At 58.7% G+C, this 17,828-nt stretch carries 15 protein-coding genes and 1 pseudogene; 5 read left to right on the top strand and 11 right to left on the bottom strand.

Features of this window, described 5'->3' with window-relative positions; all coding sequences use genetic code 11:
* Positions 1 to 2: 2 nt before the first annotated feature.
* The 5 genes from H7U20_RS04325 to H7U20_RS04305 are packed head-to-tail and all read right to left on the bottom strand — an operon-like array spanning position 3 to position 7,724.
* On the bottom strand, positions 3 to 3,311 hold the full coding sequence (locus H7U20_RS04325) for a type I restriction endonuclease subunit R (RefSeq protein ID WP_199518374.1): 3,309 nt from the start codon (positions 3,309 to 3,311) through the stop codon (positions 3 to 5).
* Positions 3,308 to 4,597 carry a restriction endonuclease subunit S gene (locus H7U20_RS04320; protein WP_199518373.1) on the bottom strand — a complete coding sequence of 430 codons (1,290 nt, stop codon included), beginning with the start codon at positions 4,595 to 4,597 and terminating at the stop codon, positions 3,308 to 3,310. Before H7U20_RS04320 ends, H7U20_RS04325 begins: the two co-directional genes overlap by 4 nt.
* The gene (locus tag H7U20_RS04315; RefSeq protein ID WP_199518372.1) at positions 4,545 to 5,591 is read right to left on the bottom strand and encodes a virulence RhuM family protein; all 1,047 of its coding nucleotides are present in this window, start codon (positions 5,589 to 5,591) and stop codon (positions 4,545 to 4,547) included. Before H7U20_RS04315 ends, H7U20_RS04320 begins: the two co-directional genes overlap by 53 nt.
* Positions 5,584 to 7,110, bottom strand: coding sequence for a type I restriction-modification system subunit M (locus H7U20_RS04310; RefSeq protein ID WP_199518371.1), 1,527 nt, complete (start codon positions 7,108 to 7,110; stop codon positions 5,584 to 5,586). The genes H7U20_RS04315 and H7U20_RS04310 overlap by 8 nt, the downstream gene beginning before the upstream one ends.
* A gap of 17 nt (positions 7,111 to 7,127) precedes the next feature.
* The gene (locus H7U20_RS04305; protein ID WP_199518370.1) at positions 7,128 to 7,724 is read right to left on the bottom strand and encodes a restriction endonuclease subunit S; all 597 of its coding nucleotides are present in this window, start codon (positions 7,722 to 7,724) and stop codon (positions 7,128 to 7,130) included.
* Positions 7,725 to 8,064: 340 nt separating this feature from the next.
* On the opposite strand from H7U20_RS04305, the gene H7U20_RS04300 reads away from it, so the two are divergent.
* Both H7U20_RS04300 and H7U20_RS04295 read left to right on the top strand, forming a co-directional pair.
* Positions 8,065 to 8,490: an organic hydroperoxide resistance protein gene (locus tag H7U20_RS04300; protein WP_199518369.1), complete on the top strand. Its 426-nt coding sequence runs from the start codon at positions 8,065 to 8,067 to the stop codon at positions 8,488 to 8,490.
* 160 nt (positions 8,491 to 8,650) lie between these two features.
* Complete coding sequence (locus H7U20_RS04295; protein ID WP_199518368.1) at positions 8,651 to 9,103, top strand: GNAT family N-acetyltransferase; 453 nt, start codon at positions 8,651 to 8,653, stop codon at positions 9,101 to 9,103.
* A 97-nt stretch (positions 9,104 to 9,200) separates the two neighbouring features.
* Here the strand turns inward: H7U20_RS04295 and H7U20_RS30875 are convergent, their stop codons facing one another.
* The 3 genes and pseudogenes from H7U20_RS30875 to H7U20_RS04285 form a co-directional block, all read right to left on the bottom strand.
* Complete coding sequence (locus H7U20_RS30875; protein ID WP_370593079.1) at positions 9,201 to 9,542, bottom strand: FKBP-type peptidyl-prolyl cis-trans isomerase; 342 nt, start codon at positions 9,540 to 9,542, stop codon at positions 9,201 to 9,203.
* 42 nt (positions 9,543 to 9,584) lie between these two features.
* Positions 9,585 to 10,100, bottom strand: a pseudogene (locus H7U20_RS30870) (FKBP-type peptidyl-prolyl cis-trans isomerase); the annotation flags it as partial.
* A 121-nt stretch (positions 10,101 to 10,221) separates the two neighbouring features.
* Positions 10,222 to 12,102, bottom strand: a complete 1,881-nt coding sequence (locus tag H7U20_RS04285; RefSeq protein ID WP_199518366.1) for a potassium transporter Kup — start codon at positions 12,100 to 12,102, stop codon at positions 10,222 to 10,224.
* Positions 12,103 to 12,324: 222 nt separating this feature from the next.
* Between H7U20_RS04285 and rarD the strand changes: the two genes are divergently transcribed.
* Together rarD and ettA are read left to right on the top strand one after the other, a co-directional pair.
* Positions 12,325 to 13,212, top strand: a complete 888-nt coding sequence (rarD, locus tag H7U20_RS04280; RefSeq protein WP_199518365.1) for an EamA family transporter RarD — start codon at positions 12,325 to 12,327, stop codon at positions 13,210 to 13,212.
* Between the two features lie 152 nt (positions 13,213 to 13,364).
* Entirely contained in the window at positions 13,365 to 15,032 is a 1,668-nt protein-coding gene (ettA, locus tag H7U20_RS04275) for an energy-dependent translational throttle protein EttA (protein ID WP_199518364.1), read from the top strand.
* 185 nt (positions 15,033 to 15,217) lie between these two features.
* Here the strand turns inward: ettA and H7U20_RS04270 are convergent, their stop codons facing one another.
* Together H7U20_RS04270 and H7U20_RS04265 are read right to left on the bottom strand one after the other, a co-directional pair.
* The gene (locus H7U20_RS04270; protein ID WP_199518363.1) at positions 15,218 to 15,778 is read right to left on the bottom strand and encodes an outer membrane beta-barrel protein; all 561 of its coding nucleotides are present in this window, start codon (positions 15,776 to 15,778) and stop codon (positions 15,218 to 15,220) included.
* A gap of 215 nt (positions 15,779 to 15,993) precedes the next feature.
* On the bottom strand, positions 15,994 to 16,590 hold the full coding sequence (locus tag H7U20_RS04265) for an alpha-ketoglutarate-dependent dioxygenase AlkB family protein (protein ID WP_199518362.1): 597 nt from the start codon (positions 16,588 to 16,590) through the stop codon (positions 15,994 to 15,996).
* A 54-nt stretch (positions 16,591 to 16,644) separates the two neighbouring features.
* Here H7U20_RS04265 and H7U20_RS04260 point away from each other — a divergent pair, with 54 nt between their 5' ends.
* Positions 16,645 to 17,232, top strand: a complete 588-nt coding sequence (locus H7U20_RS04260; RefSeq protein WP_199518361.1) for a putative pterin-binding protein — start codon at positions 16,645 to 16,647, stop codon at positions 17,230 to 17,232.
* A 25-nt stretch (positions 17,233 to 17,257) separates the two neighbouring features.
* On the opposite strand, the gene H7U20_RS04255 is transcribed toward H7U20_RS04260, so the two are convergent.
* Positions 17,258 to 17,620 carry a hypothetical protein gene (locus H7U20_RS04255; RefSeq protein ID WP_199518360.1) on the bottom strand — a complete coding sequence of 121 codons (363 nt, stop codon included), beginning with the start codon at positions 17,618 to 17,620 and terminating at the stop codon, positions 17,258 to 17,260.
* Between the last annotated feature and the right edge of the window lie 208 nt (positions 17,621 to 17,828).

Below are 17,828 nucleotides of genomic sequence, written 5' to 3'. Positions count from 1 at the left end.
CATCATGCTCCAGAGCGACTCAATCCCACGCGGGTAATTTGGATGACCTGCTCGACCACCAACTTTGCATTGTCCAATCCCAGCGTGCCAAACAATAGTGGCAGCAAGCCCTTGCGGATGGCGGCCTCAATATTCTGCGGATTCAACGAGTTTTCGGCCACAGCATCACGCACAACGATATCCATGTCCATTGCTTGTTTCACCAGGGCTTCTAGAACCTCATTGCTGAGCGCCATGAAAGTACTTTCGCCCAATACCAGACGCATTGCACCAAAATATGCCCTTGCGTGCGGTTTCTCGGCCAGCGCATCGGGCACACCATCAGTCTGGCGGACTTCCAGCTTCTGTTCGAACTCCTGAAACAGTGCGTACTGTTTGAGCGGATGGTCGAACATCGCTTCTGCCTCAGCAATGGCTTGCTTCAAAAGCTCGCCAAACACCTTTTGTGCGTAAGGATCTTCTGCCAAGTCTTGTTCAATGGTTTTGCGCAAGCGCGTGCGGATCAGGTCAGTCTCATTCCGCGTCTTCTCTTCTGACCACTGCTTGGGATCTTCCACCTTGCCCAATTGATGTACAAGATACACGCCCTCCGGTTCACGCACTTCTCTGCCAATAACCTGCTTGTCCACCAGCTTGCGGATTTGCTCCTCATAGACGCTGTAGTCCACAGTTTCCATGGCATCGCGCCGCGCGGTTTGCCGTAACTCCGAGAAGAAACGCAGGTCAGACTTGTACTTAGCTATCAGACTTTCGGAAAAACTCTTGTCCTCAAAGAAGCTACGCGAGGACAACGCCGTCTGCAGGCATAGGCCAAACGCGGTCAACGCTTCATAAAAATCGTCGCGCAGCTTCTGTCGCTCGTCGTAGTCTTCACCATCAAGACCTTTGACGAATTTTGGAGTGAGCACCTGTCGGTACTGCTCTCGGTCGAGCCTATTTTTCACACTCGCGAAGAACGACCACAGCTTGTCGTGCAAAGCAGGTAAGCGTTTGTACTCGGTGCTGAACTGTTGGTACAAGCCTTCGATGTCCGCCATATCAAAGCCACCTTGGGTTCGGGTTTCCAAGTCTTGATAGGCGCGAATGGCCGTGTCCAATTCTTTCAGAATACCCCGGTAATCGACCAATACGCCATAGCGCTTCGCATCATGCAGACGATTGACTCGCGCCACGGCCTGAATCAGGTTGTGACCCTTCAGCGGTTTGTCGATATAGAGAACCGCATTCCGAGGCTCATCAAATCCGGTCAGCAACTTGTCCACCACGATCAGCAAGTCCGGGGCACCGTCAGTACCAAAGTCATTGATGATCTGCTTCTCGTACAACTCTAGGTCCGCAGCATAGGCGGCCATGTTTTGCTTCCACCATTTTTGGACTTCGGGTAAGGTGTCTTCGTCCACTTCTGAATTGCCCTCGCGCGTGTCCGGGGCCGAGATGACAACGGCACTAGTCACCAGCCCGGTTTCGTCCAGCGCCTTCTTGTAGCGTATCGCGTCCAGCTTACTGTCTGTGGCTACTTGCCCCTTAAGCCCCGTGCCGAGCGCCTTGATGTTTTCGCTGAAATGCGTGGCGATATCCCACGCGATCAACTCGATGCGATTGGCCGCACCGTAAATGGACCCTTTTTTGGCAAACTTCCGCTTCAGGTCTGTGCGTTGCTGCTCACTCAAGTTAACCGTTATTTTTTCAAACCAACGATTGACCGCTCCCTCATTCATATCCAGTTCAGGCACCCGCTCCTCATACAACAATGGAGCCACGGTTTCATCCTCGACCGCACGTTGCATGGTGTAGGAATGGACGATAGGGCCGAACTTGTTGGCGGTCTTTTCATCTTTCAGCAAAGGCGTGCCCGTGAAGGCGATGTAGGCAGCCTTGGGCAGGGCTTTCTTCATGCGCTCATGTGTTTCGCCGCCATGGCTGCGGTGCCCCTCATCCACCAATACAATCAGATTGTGAGAATCATTGTGACATTCAGACAACTTGGATGCAGTGTTGAACTTGTGTATCAAAGTAAAGGAGATTCGCTCGGTGCCACTGCCGATGCGCTTGGCGAGATCACGACCAGACAAGGCGCGGCTTTTCTCGCCGTCCTTCTGAGTGGCGATGGACGAACCAAATGCCCCACCTGATATGAAATTGCGTGACAACTGTCCTTCCAGATCAATCCGGTCGGTGACCACTACTACGCGGCACTCTTTCAACGGCTCCACTAGCAGCAGCGCCTTCGTCAGGAACACCATGGTGAAACTCTTGCCCGAGCCGGTCGTGTGCCACAGCACGCCACCCTCACGCCCCCCATCGGATCGTATCTGGCTGATGCGTGTCAACAGCGCACGAATACCGAAAAACTGCTGGTAGCGCGCAACGATCTTGCCAACCTTCCGGTCGAACAGCACGTAACTCCGCAAGAATTCCAATAGCCGCTGAGGCGTCAAGAGGCTAACAAGCATACGGTCCTGGTCAGTCGGCCGCATGGTTTGCGCCCACATGGCATCAAAGTAGGCCGCCAACGGTGCAGGCTTACCGTCAAAGAGAGCGTCACGCGTACCTGGTGGTAAGGCCGCGTTTTTCACGGAGCTGATCTCAGCATCATCAAACTCTTCTTCGCGCCATTTGGCCCAAAACTTGGCCGCCGTGTGCGTAGTGCCGTAGCGGCCTTCAGTCTGACTAATCGAAAGCAATAACTGTGCATAGGCGAACAGGTTTGGAATTTCATCATGTCGCTGGTTACGCAGATGCTGGCTGATACCTTCAGTCACCATTGCCTTGGCTGGGTTACTGCCGCCAGATGATTCAGGACGCTTGGCCTCGATCACTGCTAGCGGAATGCCGTTCACATAGCAAACCACATCCGGTAGCCGGCAATGTGTACCTTGGGCGGCCAGCACTTCCAACTCTTCTGTCACGTCCCAACGGTTGAGCGAGACATCGGTCCAGTCCACGACATGAATCGTGGGCTGGTGTTTCTTGCCGTCGGTCATGAACTCTGTGACTGTGATGCCCAACGCCAACTTGGCATACAGCCGCTCGTTAGCGGGTAGCAGACCCTCGGCAAGGCTCAATGCGGACAACTCCCGCACGATTTGATCGATACCGCTGGGAGACAGCGGATACCACTCCCCCTTGTACTCATATCGTCGCGTCTGCAACACCTCGATCAACCGGCCTTTTAGCAAAACTTCCCGCGTGCTGCCACGTAGAGCAAGAGCTTGAGCCACCGCAATGAAGTTCCAGCCGAGGTTGCACAGCAGGTGCAGCGCAGGAATGTGGGCGCTGTATTGCTCTCTGGAGTTTGGAGTTGTGTTCATACCTGCGCCGCCATTTTGGCATCAATCAAATGAACTCGACGCTTTCCCGTAAACAACTGTTGCATTAACGCCTGCCTTTCTATCAATAATGTCTGAAGATGCCTCTTAAAGTGCAGCTCCTCGGCCTCGGCCACATTGATAACTTCTGCAATATCGCGTTGCTCCGCCCCATCAGGAACATGCAACCGAAGCTTGAAAAAATCTGTTACTCCAACGTTCAAAAGACCATGGTTGCGCGCGCCTTCCTGAGCGATACCCTCTATCTCTTGATTCAGAAATCCAGCCTCAAAATAGTGTCTGAAAAAATCCAAGCTCGCATCAACCTCCTTACGTAATCGGAAGCAAATATATAAACTTGAAACAACTCCTGAATCGTATTCCAACAATGGCTTAATCGCACCCATCGGATAACCAGCCGAATAACTTTTGTTATAGGCAAAGTCTCCTCGATCAATTAGGGTATATCCTGCCAGATTCGTACTCGCTACAGATTTATTGAAATAGTCACGCTGATTAATCAAACCACGCTCGCCAGATATGGTTAAAACATTAATATTGCCAGTGGTATTTTTACAACGAACTCGTTCGAAAATTACACCAATATCTTCATATCCCCACGGGCCTCTTGGATTTGAAAATCGTCTCTTCCCGCTCAATAATATTTTTTTTAAGGAAAGCTTCTGCTTCTGGCTTTTTTCAATTAACCTTTCAGTCGTTGCAATGGCTTGATCCCAAGTAAAGAGGATATTGGCAATGCGGCGTTGCTCAGTAAGATCAGGAATTTTTACTTCAACTTTAGACAGAATTTCTTGGCTCAGATTAGATATGTTCGTCCCACTCCCGCCTAAGAAAATTTGATCCGTGACAATTTTTGATCGCATCAAATAGGATGCAAACTCTGGTTCGATCACTGAGGTATCGACTCTTCCACGTATGGTGAATCCAGAAAAAGATATCCTATCAGTTACATGAGGGAAATACAAACAGCGGCCGATCAATTCTTTATTTCCGTTGGAACGAACAAATAGAAGGTCACCCGATTTCAGCAAATCCGCATCACGAACCTTCGTTGCAACCTTGATTGAATCCAATTCATAATTTTTTTCGAGTTTCGAGCGATTTTTGAAATCAGCAACGCCGACCATCTTTATTTTTTCGCCAGCATCGGATTTCGTAAAGTTCAGTCCATTTCTGAAGGTTGCTATATTCCCAAGCAAGTATTTTTTCCAGCCACTAGGTAACATCACGCCCTCCTTTCTTAGTAAGCCGCTTTTCAACTTGCTCAAGCTCTTTCATATCCGCATTGTCCGCTTCGACGGCCTCAGCCTTGCGCCGCTGCTCGTCAAATGCCTCATACCGACCATGCACGATCTTAAGCATGGCGTCGTGGCTCATGCGGCCAACACCTTTGAGTAAGGGGCTTTCATTGAACTGGATAAAGTTGTCCACGTATTGCCGCCAGTCGGCCATGACCAACTGTTTGCGCTGGCGAATTCGCAGCTCGGCAAACTCCAGGAAGGTGGTAACCAGGCGGTTCAGATGGTCGATTTCATCCGCAGTTAGGTAATTCTTAGCAACGATGACATCCGTCTTGCGAACACGATCAATCTTCCATGCAGTCAATGCCATGTTGGGTTGTGTAGGATCGGCGCGATTGACAATAATTTCTGCCGCAGTTTGCTGAGTGACTGCGTACAGCATTTTATTTTGCACTTCGGCAAAAAAGTGCCCCACCGTGTTGACGTTGTCGTTGTAGTCCACCGACAAGGCAAACAGATCGCGTACCTTTTGATAGAAACGCTTCTCGGACGCCCGTATCTCACGGATGCGCTGGAGCAGCTCGTCAAAGTAGTCCCAGCCCACCGGGTCTTTCATACGGTCATCGTCCATGACGAAGCCTTTGACCAAGTATTCGCGCAGATGGGTAGTGGCCCACTGGCGGAACTGGGTGCCACGCGGAGACTTGACCCGATACCCCACCGCCAGAATCATATCTAGGTTGTAGAGTTTGACTGGACGTTTGACTTGCCGCCGGCCCTCCGTCCGAACTATTAAGTAATCTTTAATAGTTGCCTCAGACTGGAGCTCGCCTTCCTCAAGTATGTTTTTGATGTGGATGTTAACGTTGGGAACAGAGGTTTGGAACAGTTCAGCCAACTCCATCTGCGTCAGCCATACAGTTCCACCCTGCGCCCGTAGAAAGAAAGTGGCGCTGCCGTCCTCGGACGTGTACAGGACCAGCTCACCCTGGTCAGTTGTTGGCTTGGTGGGCTCACTCATAACCCAACTCCTTCAAGTACACGGACATTTGTGCCTCCAAGCTTGCCAGTTCAGTTTTGAGCTGTTCACGCTCTTTACGCACCGCCATCAGGTCAATCTCGGCCTCCTCCTCAAACGTGTCCACATAGCGCGGAATATTGAGATTGAAGTCGTTTTCCGCTATCTCTGCGGGGGTCGCAAGATGGGCGTATCTGTCTGCCCCCTGCAGTGTGAATGCAGTGCTCAGAATCCGTTGCAAGTCGGATTCGCGCAGGAAGTTCTGGTTTTTCCCGGCCTCGAAATCACGGCTGGCATCGATGAACAGCACCTTGTCATTTTTCTTGTTTTTGCGCAGCACCAAGACGGCAGCGGGAATACCCGTACCGTAGAACAGCTTTTCGGGCAGACCAATCACCACGTCGAGCAGATTCTCCTCGATCAGCTTTTGGCGGATGCGGCCCTCTGCTCCACCACGGAACAACACTCCGTGCGGAACAACCACCGCCATGCGCCCTGTGCCGGGTTTCATGGTTTCCACCATGTGCAGAATGAATGCGTAGTCGCCCTTGGTGCGCGGCGGTACCCCCCGACGGAAACGGCTGAACTTGTCGGCCTCCGCCCCCTCATGTCCCCATTTTTCCAGGCTGAACGGAGGATTGGCGACAACGATGTCAAAGTGTTTGAGGCTGGCTGCGCTGTCCAACAGTTTCGGGTTGCGAATAGTGTCGCCCCACTCAATCCGATGGTTGTCTTCGCCATGCAGGAACATGTTCATCTTAGCCAGCGCCCAAGTGCTGCCGATGGCCTCCTGCCCATACAGCGCGTATTTGCGCGAGCCCGTATTCTCGCGGATCAAGCGGCCACATTTCATCAGCAAGGAGCCGGAGCCACAGGTAGGGTCACAAATTTCATCGCCCTCTTGCGGGGCCATCAGCCGCGCCATCAATGACGACACCTCAGGTGGCGTGTAAAACTCACCGGCCTTTTTGCCGCTACTGGAGGCGAAGTTCTTGATGAGGAATTCGTAAGCGTTGCCAATAATATCCAGCGTGCCGACACGGCTAGGTCGCAAATCCAACTCTGGTTTTGAGAAGTCCTCCAGCAAATGACGCAGGATGTCGTTCTTCTGCTGCTCATCGCCCAACTTGTTTGAGTTGAAGCTGATGTCCTGAAACACATCCCGCAATTTGGTCAGGTTGGCGTCCTCGATGGCATGCAAAGCCTTGTCAATCCGCTCACCATTGCCGGGGCTGTGCCGCAAAGTGTGCAATGCATAGAAGCTGGCACTGGCGGGCAATACAAAACGCTCGTTCTTGAGCATTTCCGTAATCAGTTCCGGGTGGTCGCCATACTGCTTCTTGTAGCTGTCATAGTGATCCTGCCAAACATCGGATACGTACTTAAGAAACAACATGGTCAGGACAAAGTCCTTGTAAATGCTCGGGTCTACTGTTCCACGGAAGGTGTCGCACGCGGCCCAAACAGCGCCGTTGATTGCGTCTTGGCTCACGGAGGTTGTTGTCATTGTGGTGTCGTTCATGGGTATCCTGCAAATGTTTAGGTCGCTGCTTGGAACAAAGCGTCAGCGAGTGCATTGATTTGCAGCTCGCGGTTGCGAATAAGTTGTTTGAGTGTTTGGCGCTCTTGGCGGGCAAGCTCCACCAGAGCCACGATGCGTCGCTGATCACCCAGTGATGGAATGCTGAGCGTTAGTGCCTCAAGGACCGGACGACGTATGCTGAGTTGGCTGCTGCCCTCAGCCGCCTGCAATAGTTGTCGCTGAAATGGGGGCTGGTTGATTTGCCATGCAACGAACGCTGGCAACACTGCTACTGATGACTTCACTTGGAGGTGAAAAAAGTGTGGGCTACACACAGCTGGGCGTGGCGGGTGATCTAAGCAGACGGCGTAAAAGCGAGCACCTTTGGAAACGACAAGGATGTCGCCTTCCTTAAGCCAGTCCGGCTGTTTTCGCCCAGCCAACTCAGTACGAATCACGCCGGGCCAACTAACACCGTGCTCAGGATCGACGTCCTTCATCTGTACCGCTAGGGCGCTTCCATCCATCCACTCTTCGATGGAACCTCGGAACGGGTAGCCACCTCGTACGTCGGCCACTTCAGCAATATGTAAGATATTCGCATCAATCATCATGATGCAAATATACCTGCAATTTTTCAAATGTGCAAGTAATAATATGCATCAATTTGATTGATGCATATATTATTCCGGATAAATCTGCAGCTCAACATCCGATCTGTTTTACGCCTATTTGATGACAGGGATAAGAGGACTCAATTTTCAATAAATATCGCTTGCTATTTAATTGTGTACGATTTACAGTGTGTTCACGGGCGCCGCAGAAACGGCGCCGGAAGTAGCCGAACACCCAGTAGTCGTTTTTTAAAATAAGTAGCTTGCTATTTAATAGTAAACAATTTTGTTGCAATATTCTTGAACAATGCTGTTCCCACTCACTGAAAAGGAATCCATCATGTCCATCAAACAAGTCCTGTACCGCGCAAACGCTAAAGCAACCGGTGGCCGCGAAGGCCGTGCCGTCTCCTCCGACAACGTGCTCGACGTCAAACTGACCACGCCGAAGGAACTGGGCGGCGCCGGCGCCGTCGGCACCAACCCCGAGCAACTGTTCGCCGCCGGCTACTCGGCCTGCTTCATCGGCGCGCTGAAATTCGTCGGCGGCCGCGACAAGATCGCCGTCCCGGCTGACGTCTCGGTCGACGGCACGGTCGGCATCGGCGCCATCGAAACCGGCTTCGGCATCGAAGTCGAACTGAAAATCTCGCTGCCGGGCCTGGACCGCGCCGAAGCCGAGAAACTGGTCGCCGCCGCCCACATCGTCTGCCCGTACTCGAACGCCACCCGTGGCAACATCGACGTCACCCTGACCCTGGTGTAAGCCCGGCATTGGCCGCAGCGGACGACGGCACAAGGCGCTCGTCCGCCGGCCCGCCCTCGACGGCGCCGCCCTCCCCCGTGGAGCGCGGCGCCGCTTTCGTCGGCGACGCCGATCCCGCTCCTGCCTTACAATCATCGCTCCGACACGCTCCGAGGCACACATGATTGACTGGCAATGGCTCCCGTTTGACGACATCCCCAACGCCGACCTGTATGAGCTGCTGTACCAGCGCCAGCAGGTGTTCGTGCTCGAACAGACCTGCCTCTACCCCGACATCGACGGCCACGACCCGGCCGCCCACCACCTGATGGGCTGGCAGCTGGTCGACGGCAAGCGCGCGCTGGTGGCCTATCTGCGCTGCCTGGCGCCCGGTGTCAAATACAGCGAAATGTCGCTGGGCCGCGTGCTGACCACGCCGGCGGCGCGCGGCGGCGGCATCGGCCGCCAACTGGTGGCGCAGGGTATCGCCCACGCCGAGCGGCTGCATCCCGGCCACGGCATACGCATCGGCGCGCAGCAGCGGCTGGAGCAGTTCTACACCAGCTTCGGCTTCCAGACCGTCACCGCGCCCTACGACGAGGACGGCATCGCGCACATCGACATGCTGCGCTAAAGGCCAGGCGCGCAGCCAACAATGGACGAAAAAAGGGCGACCCGCAAGTCGCCCTTCCGCATCCTGCCGCCGCGCGCCGCAGCGCGCGCCGTCCGGCTTACTGGACCGTCACCAGCTCGATCTCGAAGATCAAGGTGGAGTTGGCCGGGATCTTTGCGCTGGCCGCGGCGCCATAGCCCAGGTCTGGCGGAATGATCAGGCTACGCTTGCCGCCGACCTTCATGCCGACCACGCCCTGGTCCCAACCCTTGATGACTCTGCCAACGCCCAGCGTGAAGGAGAAGGGGGCGGTGCCGTAGCTGGCCGAGCTGTCGAACTGGGTGCCCTTGAAGCCGCCCGCCGCGTTCTTGCTGTCGTACAGCCAGCCGGTGTACTGCACCGCCAGCGTTTTGCCGCCGGTGGCCTCGGTGCCGGTGCCGAGTTTAATGTCGGTCTTCACCAGCCCTGGCGGCGTCACGTCGATCGGCGGCACGACGGTGTTCACGCTGACCACCTCGATCTCGAAGACCAGCGCGGCGTTGGCCGGCACGGCGACGTAGTCGACGCCGTTGGCATCCTTCATGACCTTGCCGGCGGCGTCCTTCAACGCGTCGCGGCTGCCGGCGCCGTAGGCTAGGCTGGCCGGCAGGATCAGCTTGCGCTTGCCGCCCACCTTCATGCCCGCCACGCCCTGGTCCCAACCGGACAGCGCCATGCCGTACAACACCGCGCCGGTGCCCAGCTGGAAGGCCAGCGGCTGGCCACGGTCGATCGAGCTGTCGATCTTGCCGCCCTTCTTGTCGTCCTTGCTGGCGTCGTACAACCAGCCGGCGTAGTTGACGGTGATGTATTTGCCGGCCAACGCCGTGTCGGTGCCGGTGCCCGGCGTCAGGTCGGCGGCGCCGTAGGCCGGCTGCACCACCACCGGCGTGCTGTTGTTATTGTTGGAACCGCCGCCGCAGGCGGTCAAGGCCGCCGCGCAAACCAGCGCCGCGAGAATGTGAAACTTCGATTTCATGTTTACCCTTGTCTTGTTGGTGGTGGCGTGCGCGCAGCCGTGCGCGCGCCGGTTGCTGGCGAAGTTTAGCAGACCGGGTCCGCCGCCCTCCGGCCGCTACATTCGCTTACAATTTTTTGTCTCAGATTTCCACCTGGGTGCCCAGTTCGATCACCCGGTTGGTGGGAATCTGGTAGTAGTCGGCGGCGCCGCGCGCGTTGCGCGACATCGCCACGAACAGGTGCTCGCGCCACGGCGCCATGCCGGCGCCCGGCGTCGAGATGACAGTCTGGCGGGCGATGAAGAAGGAGGTCTCCATCATCTCGAACGGCAGCTCGTGCTGGGCGCACAGGGCCAGCACCTTGGGGATGTCCGGCTCGTCCTTGAAGCCGTAGTGCACGTTCAGCTGGTAGCAGTTGTGACCCAGCCCGGTGATGCGCACCTGCTCGTTGTCGGCCACGTAGGGCTCCTCCAGGATGTGCACGGTGAAGAACACCACGCGCTCGTGCAGCACCTTGTTGTGCGACAGGTTGTGCAGCAGGGCGTGCGGCACGCCGTCGCTCTCGCCGCGCAGGAAGATGGCGGTGCCGGGCACCCGCGTCGGCGGCGCCACGAACAGCGACTGCAGGAAGTCCTCCAGCGGAATGGCGTGCTTCTGCAGGTTCTCGAACACCAGCGCGCGGCCGCGCTTCCAGGTCATCATCACGGTGAACAGCACGCCGCCCAGCAGGATCGGGAACCAGCCGCCGTGGAAGAACTTCAGCGTGCTGGCCGAGAACAGCAGGATGTCGATGATGATGAAGAAGCCGGTGGCGCCGAAGCACAGCCACAGCGGCAGGTTCCAGCGGTAGCGGATGACGAAGAAGGTCAGCACCGTGGTGGCCAGCATGGTGGCGGTGACGGCGATGCCGTAGGCGCCGGCCAGCTTGTCCGACGAGCCGAAGCCGACCACGGCGATCAGCACGACGATCAGCTGCAGCCAGTTGACGGCCGGGATGTAGATCTGGCCGATCTCGCTCTCCGAGGTGTGCAGCACGCGCATGCGCGGCAACAGGCCCAGGGCGATGGCCTGCTTGGTCATCGAGAAGGTGCCGGAGATGGTGGCCTGCGAGGCGATCACCGCCGCCATGGTCGACAGCACCACCAGCGGGTAGACGCTCCAGCTGCCAAGCTGCTGGAAGAAGGGGTTGGAGATGGCCTCCGGGTGGGTCAGCAGCAGCGCGCCCTGGCCCAGGTAGTTCAACGCCAGCGCCGGGAAGGTGATCAGGAACCAGGCGGCGCGGATCGGCTTCTTGCCGAAGTGGCCCATGTCGGCGTACAGCGCCTCGGCGCCGGTGAAGGCCAGCACCACCGCGCCGAGCGCGATGAAGGCGATGAAGCGGTTCTCCAGCATGAAGCGGAAGGCGTGCAGCGGGTTGAGCGCGGCCAGCACCTGCGGCGCCTCGGCGATGTTGATCAGGCCCATGACGGCCAGCGCGGCGAACCAGACCAGCATGATCGGGCCGAACCAGCGGCCGATGCCGGCCGTGCCGTGGCGCTGCACGGCGTACAGCGAGACCAGCACGACGATGGTCAGCGGCACCACGTATTGCGCCAGGCCGGGCGCGGCCACTTCCAGCCCCTCGATCGCGCCGAGCACCGAAATGGCCGGGGTGATCACGCTGTCGCCGTAGAACATGGTGGCGCCGAACACGCCCAGCATCATCAGCGGAAAGTGCCAGCGCGAGATCTTGTTGACCGAGTTCAGCGCCAGCGCCATCAGCGCCATGATGCCGCCCTCGCCACGGTTGTCGGCGCGCAGCACCAGGCTGACGTATTTGAGCGAGACGATCATCGTCAGGCCCCAGAAGATCAGCGAGATGATGCCCAGCAGGTTGGGCGTGTTCAGCACCAGGCCGTGCTCGGGGTCGAAGATGGTCTTGAGGGTGTACAGCGGGCTGGTGCCGATGTCGCCGTAGACGATGCCCACGGCGGCCAGGGTCAGCGCGGCAAGCTTGCTTTTGGAGGAGTGTTGCGCGGTCAAGATTGCACCTGTTGTTGTTTTGGTGCGTTGCACAATAGGATAAGTATTTGCAAATAGCAAGAATATTTTGACATGCGTTTCGGCCTCGTCTGTATCACATGCGACAGTGTAACCCGCTCCGGCGGCCCGGCCTATTTGAAAAATGGCCAAGGCGGCACGCCCTGCGTCGGCGTGGCAATTCGGCGATAATGACCGGCCCTGCCGCCGCCCGCCCCGCCCCCTATGAACACCGGTATCCTCTACGCCACCCTGGCCTTCCTCTGCTGGGGCCTGTTCCCGCTGTATTTCCACGCCATCGGCGAGGTGCCGCCGCTGGAGATCCTGGCGCACCGCATGCTCTGGTCGCTGTTGTTCCTCGGCATAGTGCTGAGCGTGCGCGGCCAATGGAAATGGCTGCTGAAGCTGCGCGGCCAGCCGCGCGTGGTGGCCAGCTTCGTCGCCAGCGCCGTGCTGCTCACCGCCAACTGGTTCGTCTACATCTGGGCCGTCAACAACGGCCACGTCATCGACGCCAGCCTGGGCTACTTCATCAATCCGCTGGTCAACGTGCTGCTCGGCCTGCTGGTGCTCAAGGAAAAGCTGCGCCGGCCGCAGTGGCTGGCCATCGGCCTGGCCGCCTGCGGCGTCGCCTGGCTGACCTGGCAGGCCGGCCAGCTGCCCTGGATCGCCCTGGCGCTGGGCCTGAGCTTCGGCGGCTACGGCCTGCTGCGCAAGATGGCGGCGCTGGCCGCGCTCGAGGGCCTGTCCTTCGAGACCATGATCCTGTTCCCGGCGGCGCTGGCCTATGTGGTCTGGCTCAGCCTGCACGGCCAGAACACCTTCGTCAACAGCCCGCACGACGCCACCCGCTGGCTGCTGGCGGCGGCCGGGCCGATCACCGCCATTCCGCTGCTGCTGTTCGCCGCCGGCGCGCGGCGCATCCCGATGTCGGTGCTGGGCATGCTGCAATACATGTCGCCGACCATGCAGATGCTGCTCGGCGTCTGCTTCTTCCACGAGGCCTTCACGGCGCAGCGGCTGGCCGGTTTCGTCGTCATCTGGGGCGCGCTGGGCCTGTATGTGGCCGAGGGCCTGTGGGCCGGCCGGCGGCGCGCCGGCCAAGGCCGCTGAGCCGGCCCGCCGGCGCGCCTGCGGCGGCGTGATACGGCTTGGCGGACGCTGCCGCGCCAGCTGAATTTAGTGTCCGGCGGGGACGATTTATCGTATCCTGTCGTCCTCTTCGGCATTTCCGCCCATTTTCTTTATTTTCACCGAGATTCTCAATGGCAAATTACGTCTACACCATGAACCGCGTGGGCAAAATCGTTCCGCCCAAGCGCCAGATCCTCAAGGATATTTCGCTGTCCTTCTTCCCGGGCGCGAAAATCGGCGTGCTGGGCCTGAACGGCTCCGGCAAGTCGACCCTGCTCAAAATCATGGCCGGCATCGACACCGACATCCAGGGCGAGGCCGTGCCGATGCCCGGCCTGAACATCGGCTACCTGCCGCAGGAACCGGTGCTCGATCCCGAGCAGACCGTGCGCCAGGTGGTCGAGTCCGGCCTGGGCGAAGTGTTCGAGGCGCAAGCCAAGCTGGAGGCCGTCTACGCCGCCTACGCCGAGGAGGACGCCGACTTCGACGCCCTGGCCAACGAACAGGCGCGGCTGGAGGCGATCATCTCGACCTCCGACGGCGGCAACCTGAACCTGCAACTGGAAATGGCCGCCGACGCGCTGCGCCTGCCGCCCTGGGACGCCAAGATCGGCGTGCTGTCGGGCGGCGAGAAGCGCCGCGTCGCGCTGTGCCGCCTGCTGCTGTCGAAGCCCGACATGCTGCTGCTCGACGAGCCGACCAACCACTTGGACGCCGAATCGGTCGACTGGCTGGAGCAGTTCCTGCTGCGCTTCCCCGGCACCGTGGTCGGCATCACCCACGATCGCTACTTCCTCGACAACGCCGCCGAATGGATTCTTGAGCTGGACCGTGGCCACGGCATCCCGTGGAAGGGCAACTACTCGTCCTGGCTGGAACAGAAGGGCAACCGCCTGAAGCAGGAAGAGGCCACCGAGTCGTCGCGCCAGAAGACCATCGCCAAGGAATTGGAATGGGTGCGGCAGAATCCGAAGGGGCGCCAGGCCAAGTCGAAGGCCCGCCTGGCCCGCTTCAACGAGCTGTCCGAGCACGAATACCAGAAGCGCAACGAGACGCAGGAGATCTTCATCCCCGTCGCCGAGCGCCTGGGCAACGAGGTGATCGAGTTCAAGAACGTCAGCAAGGCCTTCGGCGACCGCCTGCTGATCGACAACCTGTCCTTCACCGTGCCGGCCGGCGCCATCGTCGGCATCATCGGCCCGAACGGCGCCGGCAAGTCGACCCTGTTCAAGATGATCACCGGCAAGGAACAGCCGGACAGCGGCGAAGTGGCGATCGGCCAGACCGCGCGCGTCTCCATCGTCGACCAGAACCGCGATTCCCTGAGCGACGGCAAGACCGTCTTCGAGGACGTCTGCGGCGGCGCCGACATGCTGTCGGTCGGCCGCTTCGAGATGCCGTCGCGCGCCTACCTGGGCCGCTTCAACTTCAAGGGCGGCGACCAGCAAAAAATCGTCGGCAACCTGTCCGGCGGCGAACGCGGCCGTCTGCACCTGGCCAAGACCCTGCTGATGGGCGGCAACGTCCTGCTGCTCGATGAACCGTCCAACGATCTGGACGTGGAAACCCTGCGCGCGCTGGAAGACGCCCTGCTCGAATTCGCCGGCAGCGTGATGGTGATCTCGCACGATCGTTGGTTCCTCGACCGTATCGCCACCCACATCCTGGCCTTCGAAGGCGACTCGCAAGTGTCCTTCTTCGACGGCAACTATCAGGAATACGAAGCCGACAAGAAGAAACGTTTGGGTGAGGAAGGCGCCAAGCCGAAACGCATCCGCTACAAACCACTGACGGTGTAAGTCTTTTTACAGCGGCACAACAAAAACGGCACGGTCATCAAGACCGTGCCGTTTTTGTTTGTCGGGGGAGGCGGACACAAGGACATTAGCGGCACCCGGCCGCCGCTGTCGCATCCGGCCTCGAACGGACAAGCCGGGGGGCGCCGCAAGACGCCCCCCGGCCCGGGAAGGAAGGACGCTAACTGTTAGAAGTTGTAGCGCAGACCGCCGGTGATGGCGCCGCTCTTACGGCCCAGGTCGCTTTCGTTCTTGCCGTAGTGTTCATATTCCAGCGACAGCGAAACGTTCTTGTTGATCGCGTATTCGCCGCCGACGGAAGCGTACAAGCCGGTCTTGTCGCCTTTGTTGCCGTTGATTTTATCGCTGTTGCGCGCCACGCCCAGCTTGCCGAAGACGGCGAACTGTTCATTGATCGGCTGGCTGTACTTACCGGCCAGATACAGCGAGTTGGATTTGCTCTCGATCTTGCCGCTCACGCCGTTCTGCGTGTAGTTGTAGGTATTTTTACCGAAATCGGCATAACCACCCTCAACGGCCCAGTTCTTGTCCAGGTTGTAGCCGGCGAACAGCTTGCCCGACACCTTGCTGCCGCTGCGGTCGTCGCTGCTGGTGCTGTTGGGAATGTCGAACTTGTAACGGCTGCCGACCAGGCCGGCGCCGACGTAAGCGGTGCCGGCGTCGGCGGCTTGGGCAACACCTGTCAGGGCGGTCGCGCTTGCAATCAATGCGAACAGAATTTTTTTCATAATATGGATCTTTCAGCAAAATAGTTTATGGACTTGCTTGGGATCGCAGTTCTTTGAATTGCGATGTGTCAAAGATAGCATCCAAGACAAGTCCCATGCGTGCCCAAGTCGTAAGAAGTGTGACGAGATGTAAGTTGGAATTTCACAGTGTCAAAGCGACAATACCATTGTGAATATCTGCATACTGAAGAGTAATAAGGCGGAGTTAGCCCGTCTTAATAGATGTTGCGGAAAGTTAGATTGATACGCGGCCCGCAGGGCCGGCTTTGCTTGTTGATGCCATGGCGCCAGTGCTGCTGCAAGGTTCCCGCCATCAATAACAGGCTGCCCTCGCCCAGCGCCAGCTTGACGGTCAGCGGCAGCCGCTTGTGCTTGAGGATGAAGCTGCGCGGCGCGCCGAAACTGAGCGAGGCGATGGCCGGCTCGGCCCCCAGCTCGGGCTCGTCGTCACTGTGGAAACCCATGCTGTCGCGCTCGTTGCGGTAATAGTTCAGCAGCACGCTGTTGAAGCGCCGCCCGCTGGCCAGCTCGACCGCTTGCTTGAGCTCCAACTGCAGCGCGGTGAACGGCAGCGGCGCCAGCGTCATGCCGGAATAGCGATAGGCCGCCTCGCCGTGCCAGGCCGTCAGGCGCGGCTGGGCGTGGCGCTTGCCCCAGACGGTGATATGTTCGGCGCGCCAGTCCGTCTCGTCGCGCAGCCTGGCCATCACCTCGTCGGCCGTCAGGCGCAGCGGCAAATGCTGCAAAAACGATAATTCACCATCGGCGATGGGAATCGGGCACAGCGTCGTGTCGGCGGAGAACAGGTCCATGCGCGTTATCATAGCGGCAGCGCGCCCGCGCCACCACCACAGGGGAGAGCCACGATGCAAAAACGCCAGTTTCTCGGCCGACTGGGCTTGGCCGGCCTGAGCGGCGCCGCCCTGCCGGCCAGCGCCCTGGCCGCCGCCAAGCCGGCCGGTCCCGCCTTGCTGACGCTGACCGGCGCCATCGGCAAGCCCAACCGGGGCCGCTTCGACCCGCTGCGCGACCAGATGATGCACAAGCAAAAGCTCAGCTTCGAGCGCGCCCACGCCTTCGACTTCGCCACCCTCGCCGCCTTGCCGGCGCTGACCATCGCGCCGACGCTGGAATACGACGGCAAGGTGCACACCTTGCGCGGTCCGCGGCTGCTGGACGTGCTGCAGGCGGCCGGCGTCGCCCCGCGTGACGGCGGCAGGCTGGTGTTGCGGGCGGTGGATGGGTATGCGGTGACGCTGAGCCAGGCGCAAGCGCGGGCTCAGGGTTTCATCGTCGCCACCCATCTGGACGGCCAGACGATGGCGCTGGGCGGACTCGGACCGCTGTGGGCGATCTACGACGCCGACCGGGTGGCGGAAATGGCGGCCAAGGCGCTGCCGGAGCGTTTCGGCTCCTGCCCCTGGGCGCTATACCACATCGACGTGCTGGACTGAGGCGCGCGCGGCGGCGCGCCCGCCGTCAGGCGTAGGCTTCCGCCAGCGACATCACGCGCGGCGCGATCTCGATGCCGATGCCGCTGAACAGGCTGGTGATGGCGGCCATATTGGCTTCGCGTTCATCGTCCTTCCAACCCTTGAACAGGTCGGTGCCGTCCTTCTGGAAATGCAGGTCGAGCACCTTGCCGCGATCCTTGTGGGTGTAGCCGGAGCTGTAGGTGCCCTGGAAGCCCAGCGCGGCCAGCGCGGCCAGCACCTCGGCCGGCGGATTGTCCGGGTCGGTGGCCAAAAAGACGCCGTAGGTCTTGCCGGGCGGCTTGGCCGCGATGTCGACCTCGTAGATGCCGGGTGCTTTGGTGACGGTGGTACTTTTCAGAAATAACATGCTCTTACCCCTATGCAAATGGCCCGGGCCGGGCCCGTTGTCGTATTGACCTGTTTTTCTGATTTCTAGATTCTTGTAGAAAACATTCCAAGAATCAAGCTTATTGCTAATCCTCTTGTTTGTCGACTAATCCCGCCAATTATTTGTGAAACCGTAGCATTAATACGGCAGGCGCAATTAGCAAGCTTCTCTTTAAAATATAGTTTCG

Source organism: Rugamonas violacea (genome assembly GCF_016461825.1).
Classification (GTDB): domain Bacteria; phylum Pseudomonadota; class Gammaproteobacteria; order Burkholderiales; family Burkholderiaceae_D; genus Rugamonas.
This window is presented reverse-complemented; position numbering and strand designations above follow the sequence as displayed.

Bases quoted from the DNA above. Each gene is read 5' to 3' on its own strand.
- ettA (WP_199518364.1), top strand. From the start codon at position 13,365: ATGGCAAATTACGTCTACACCATGAACCGCGTGGGCAAAATCGTTCCG.
- H7U20_RS04310 (WP_199518371.1), bottom strand. From the start codon at position 7,110: ATGAACGACACCACAATGACAACAACCTCCGTGAGCCAAGACGCAATC.
- H7U20_RS04270 (WP_199518363.1), bottom strand. From the start codon at position 15,778: ATGAAAAAAATTCTGTTCGCATTGATTGCAAGCGCGACCGCCCTGACA.
- H7U20_RS04295 (WP_199518368.1), top strand. From the start codon at position 8,651: ATGATTGACTGGCAATGGCTCCCGTTTGACGACATCCCCAACGCCGAC.
- H7U20_RS04305 (WP_199518370.1), bottom strand. From the start codon at position 7,724: ATGATGATTGATGCGAATATCTTACATATTGCTGAAGTGGCCGACGTA.
- rarD (WP_199518365.1), top strand. From the start codon at position 12,325: ATGAACACCGGTATCCTCTACGCCACCCTGGCCTTCCTCTGCTGGGGC.
- H7U20_RS04265 (WP_199518362.1), bottom strand. From the start codon at position 16,590: ATGGACCTGTTCTCCGCCGACACGACGCTGTGCCCGATTCCCATCGCC.
- H7U20_RS04325 (WP_199518374.1), bottom strand. From the start codon at position 3,311: ATGAACACAACTCCAAACTCCAGAGAGCAATACAGCGCCCACATTCCT.
- H7U20_RS04315 (WP_199518372.1), bottom strand. From the start codon at position 5,591: ATGAGTGAGCCCACCAAGCCAACAACTGACCAGGGTGAGCTGGTCCTG.
- H7U20_RS04300 (WP_199518369.1), top strand. From the start codon at position 8,065: ATGTCCATCAAACAAGTCCTGTACCGCGCAAACGCTAAAGCAACCGGT.
- H7U20_RS04255 (WP_199518360.1), bottom strand. From the start codon at position 17,620: ATGTTATTTCTGAAAAGTACCACCGTCACCAAAGCACCCGGCATCTAC.
- H7U20_RS04260 (WP_199518361.1), top strand. From the start codon at position 16,645: ATGCAAAAACGCCAGTTTCTCGGCCGACTGGGCTTGGCCGGCCTGAGC.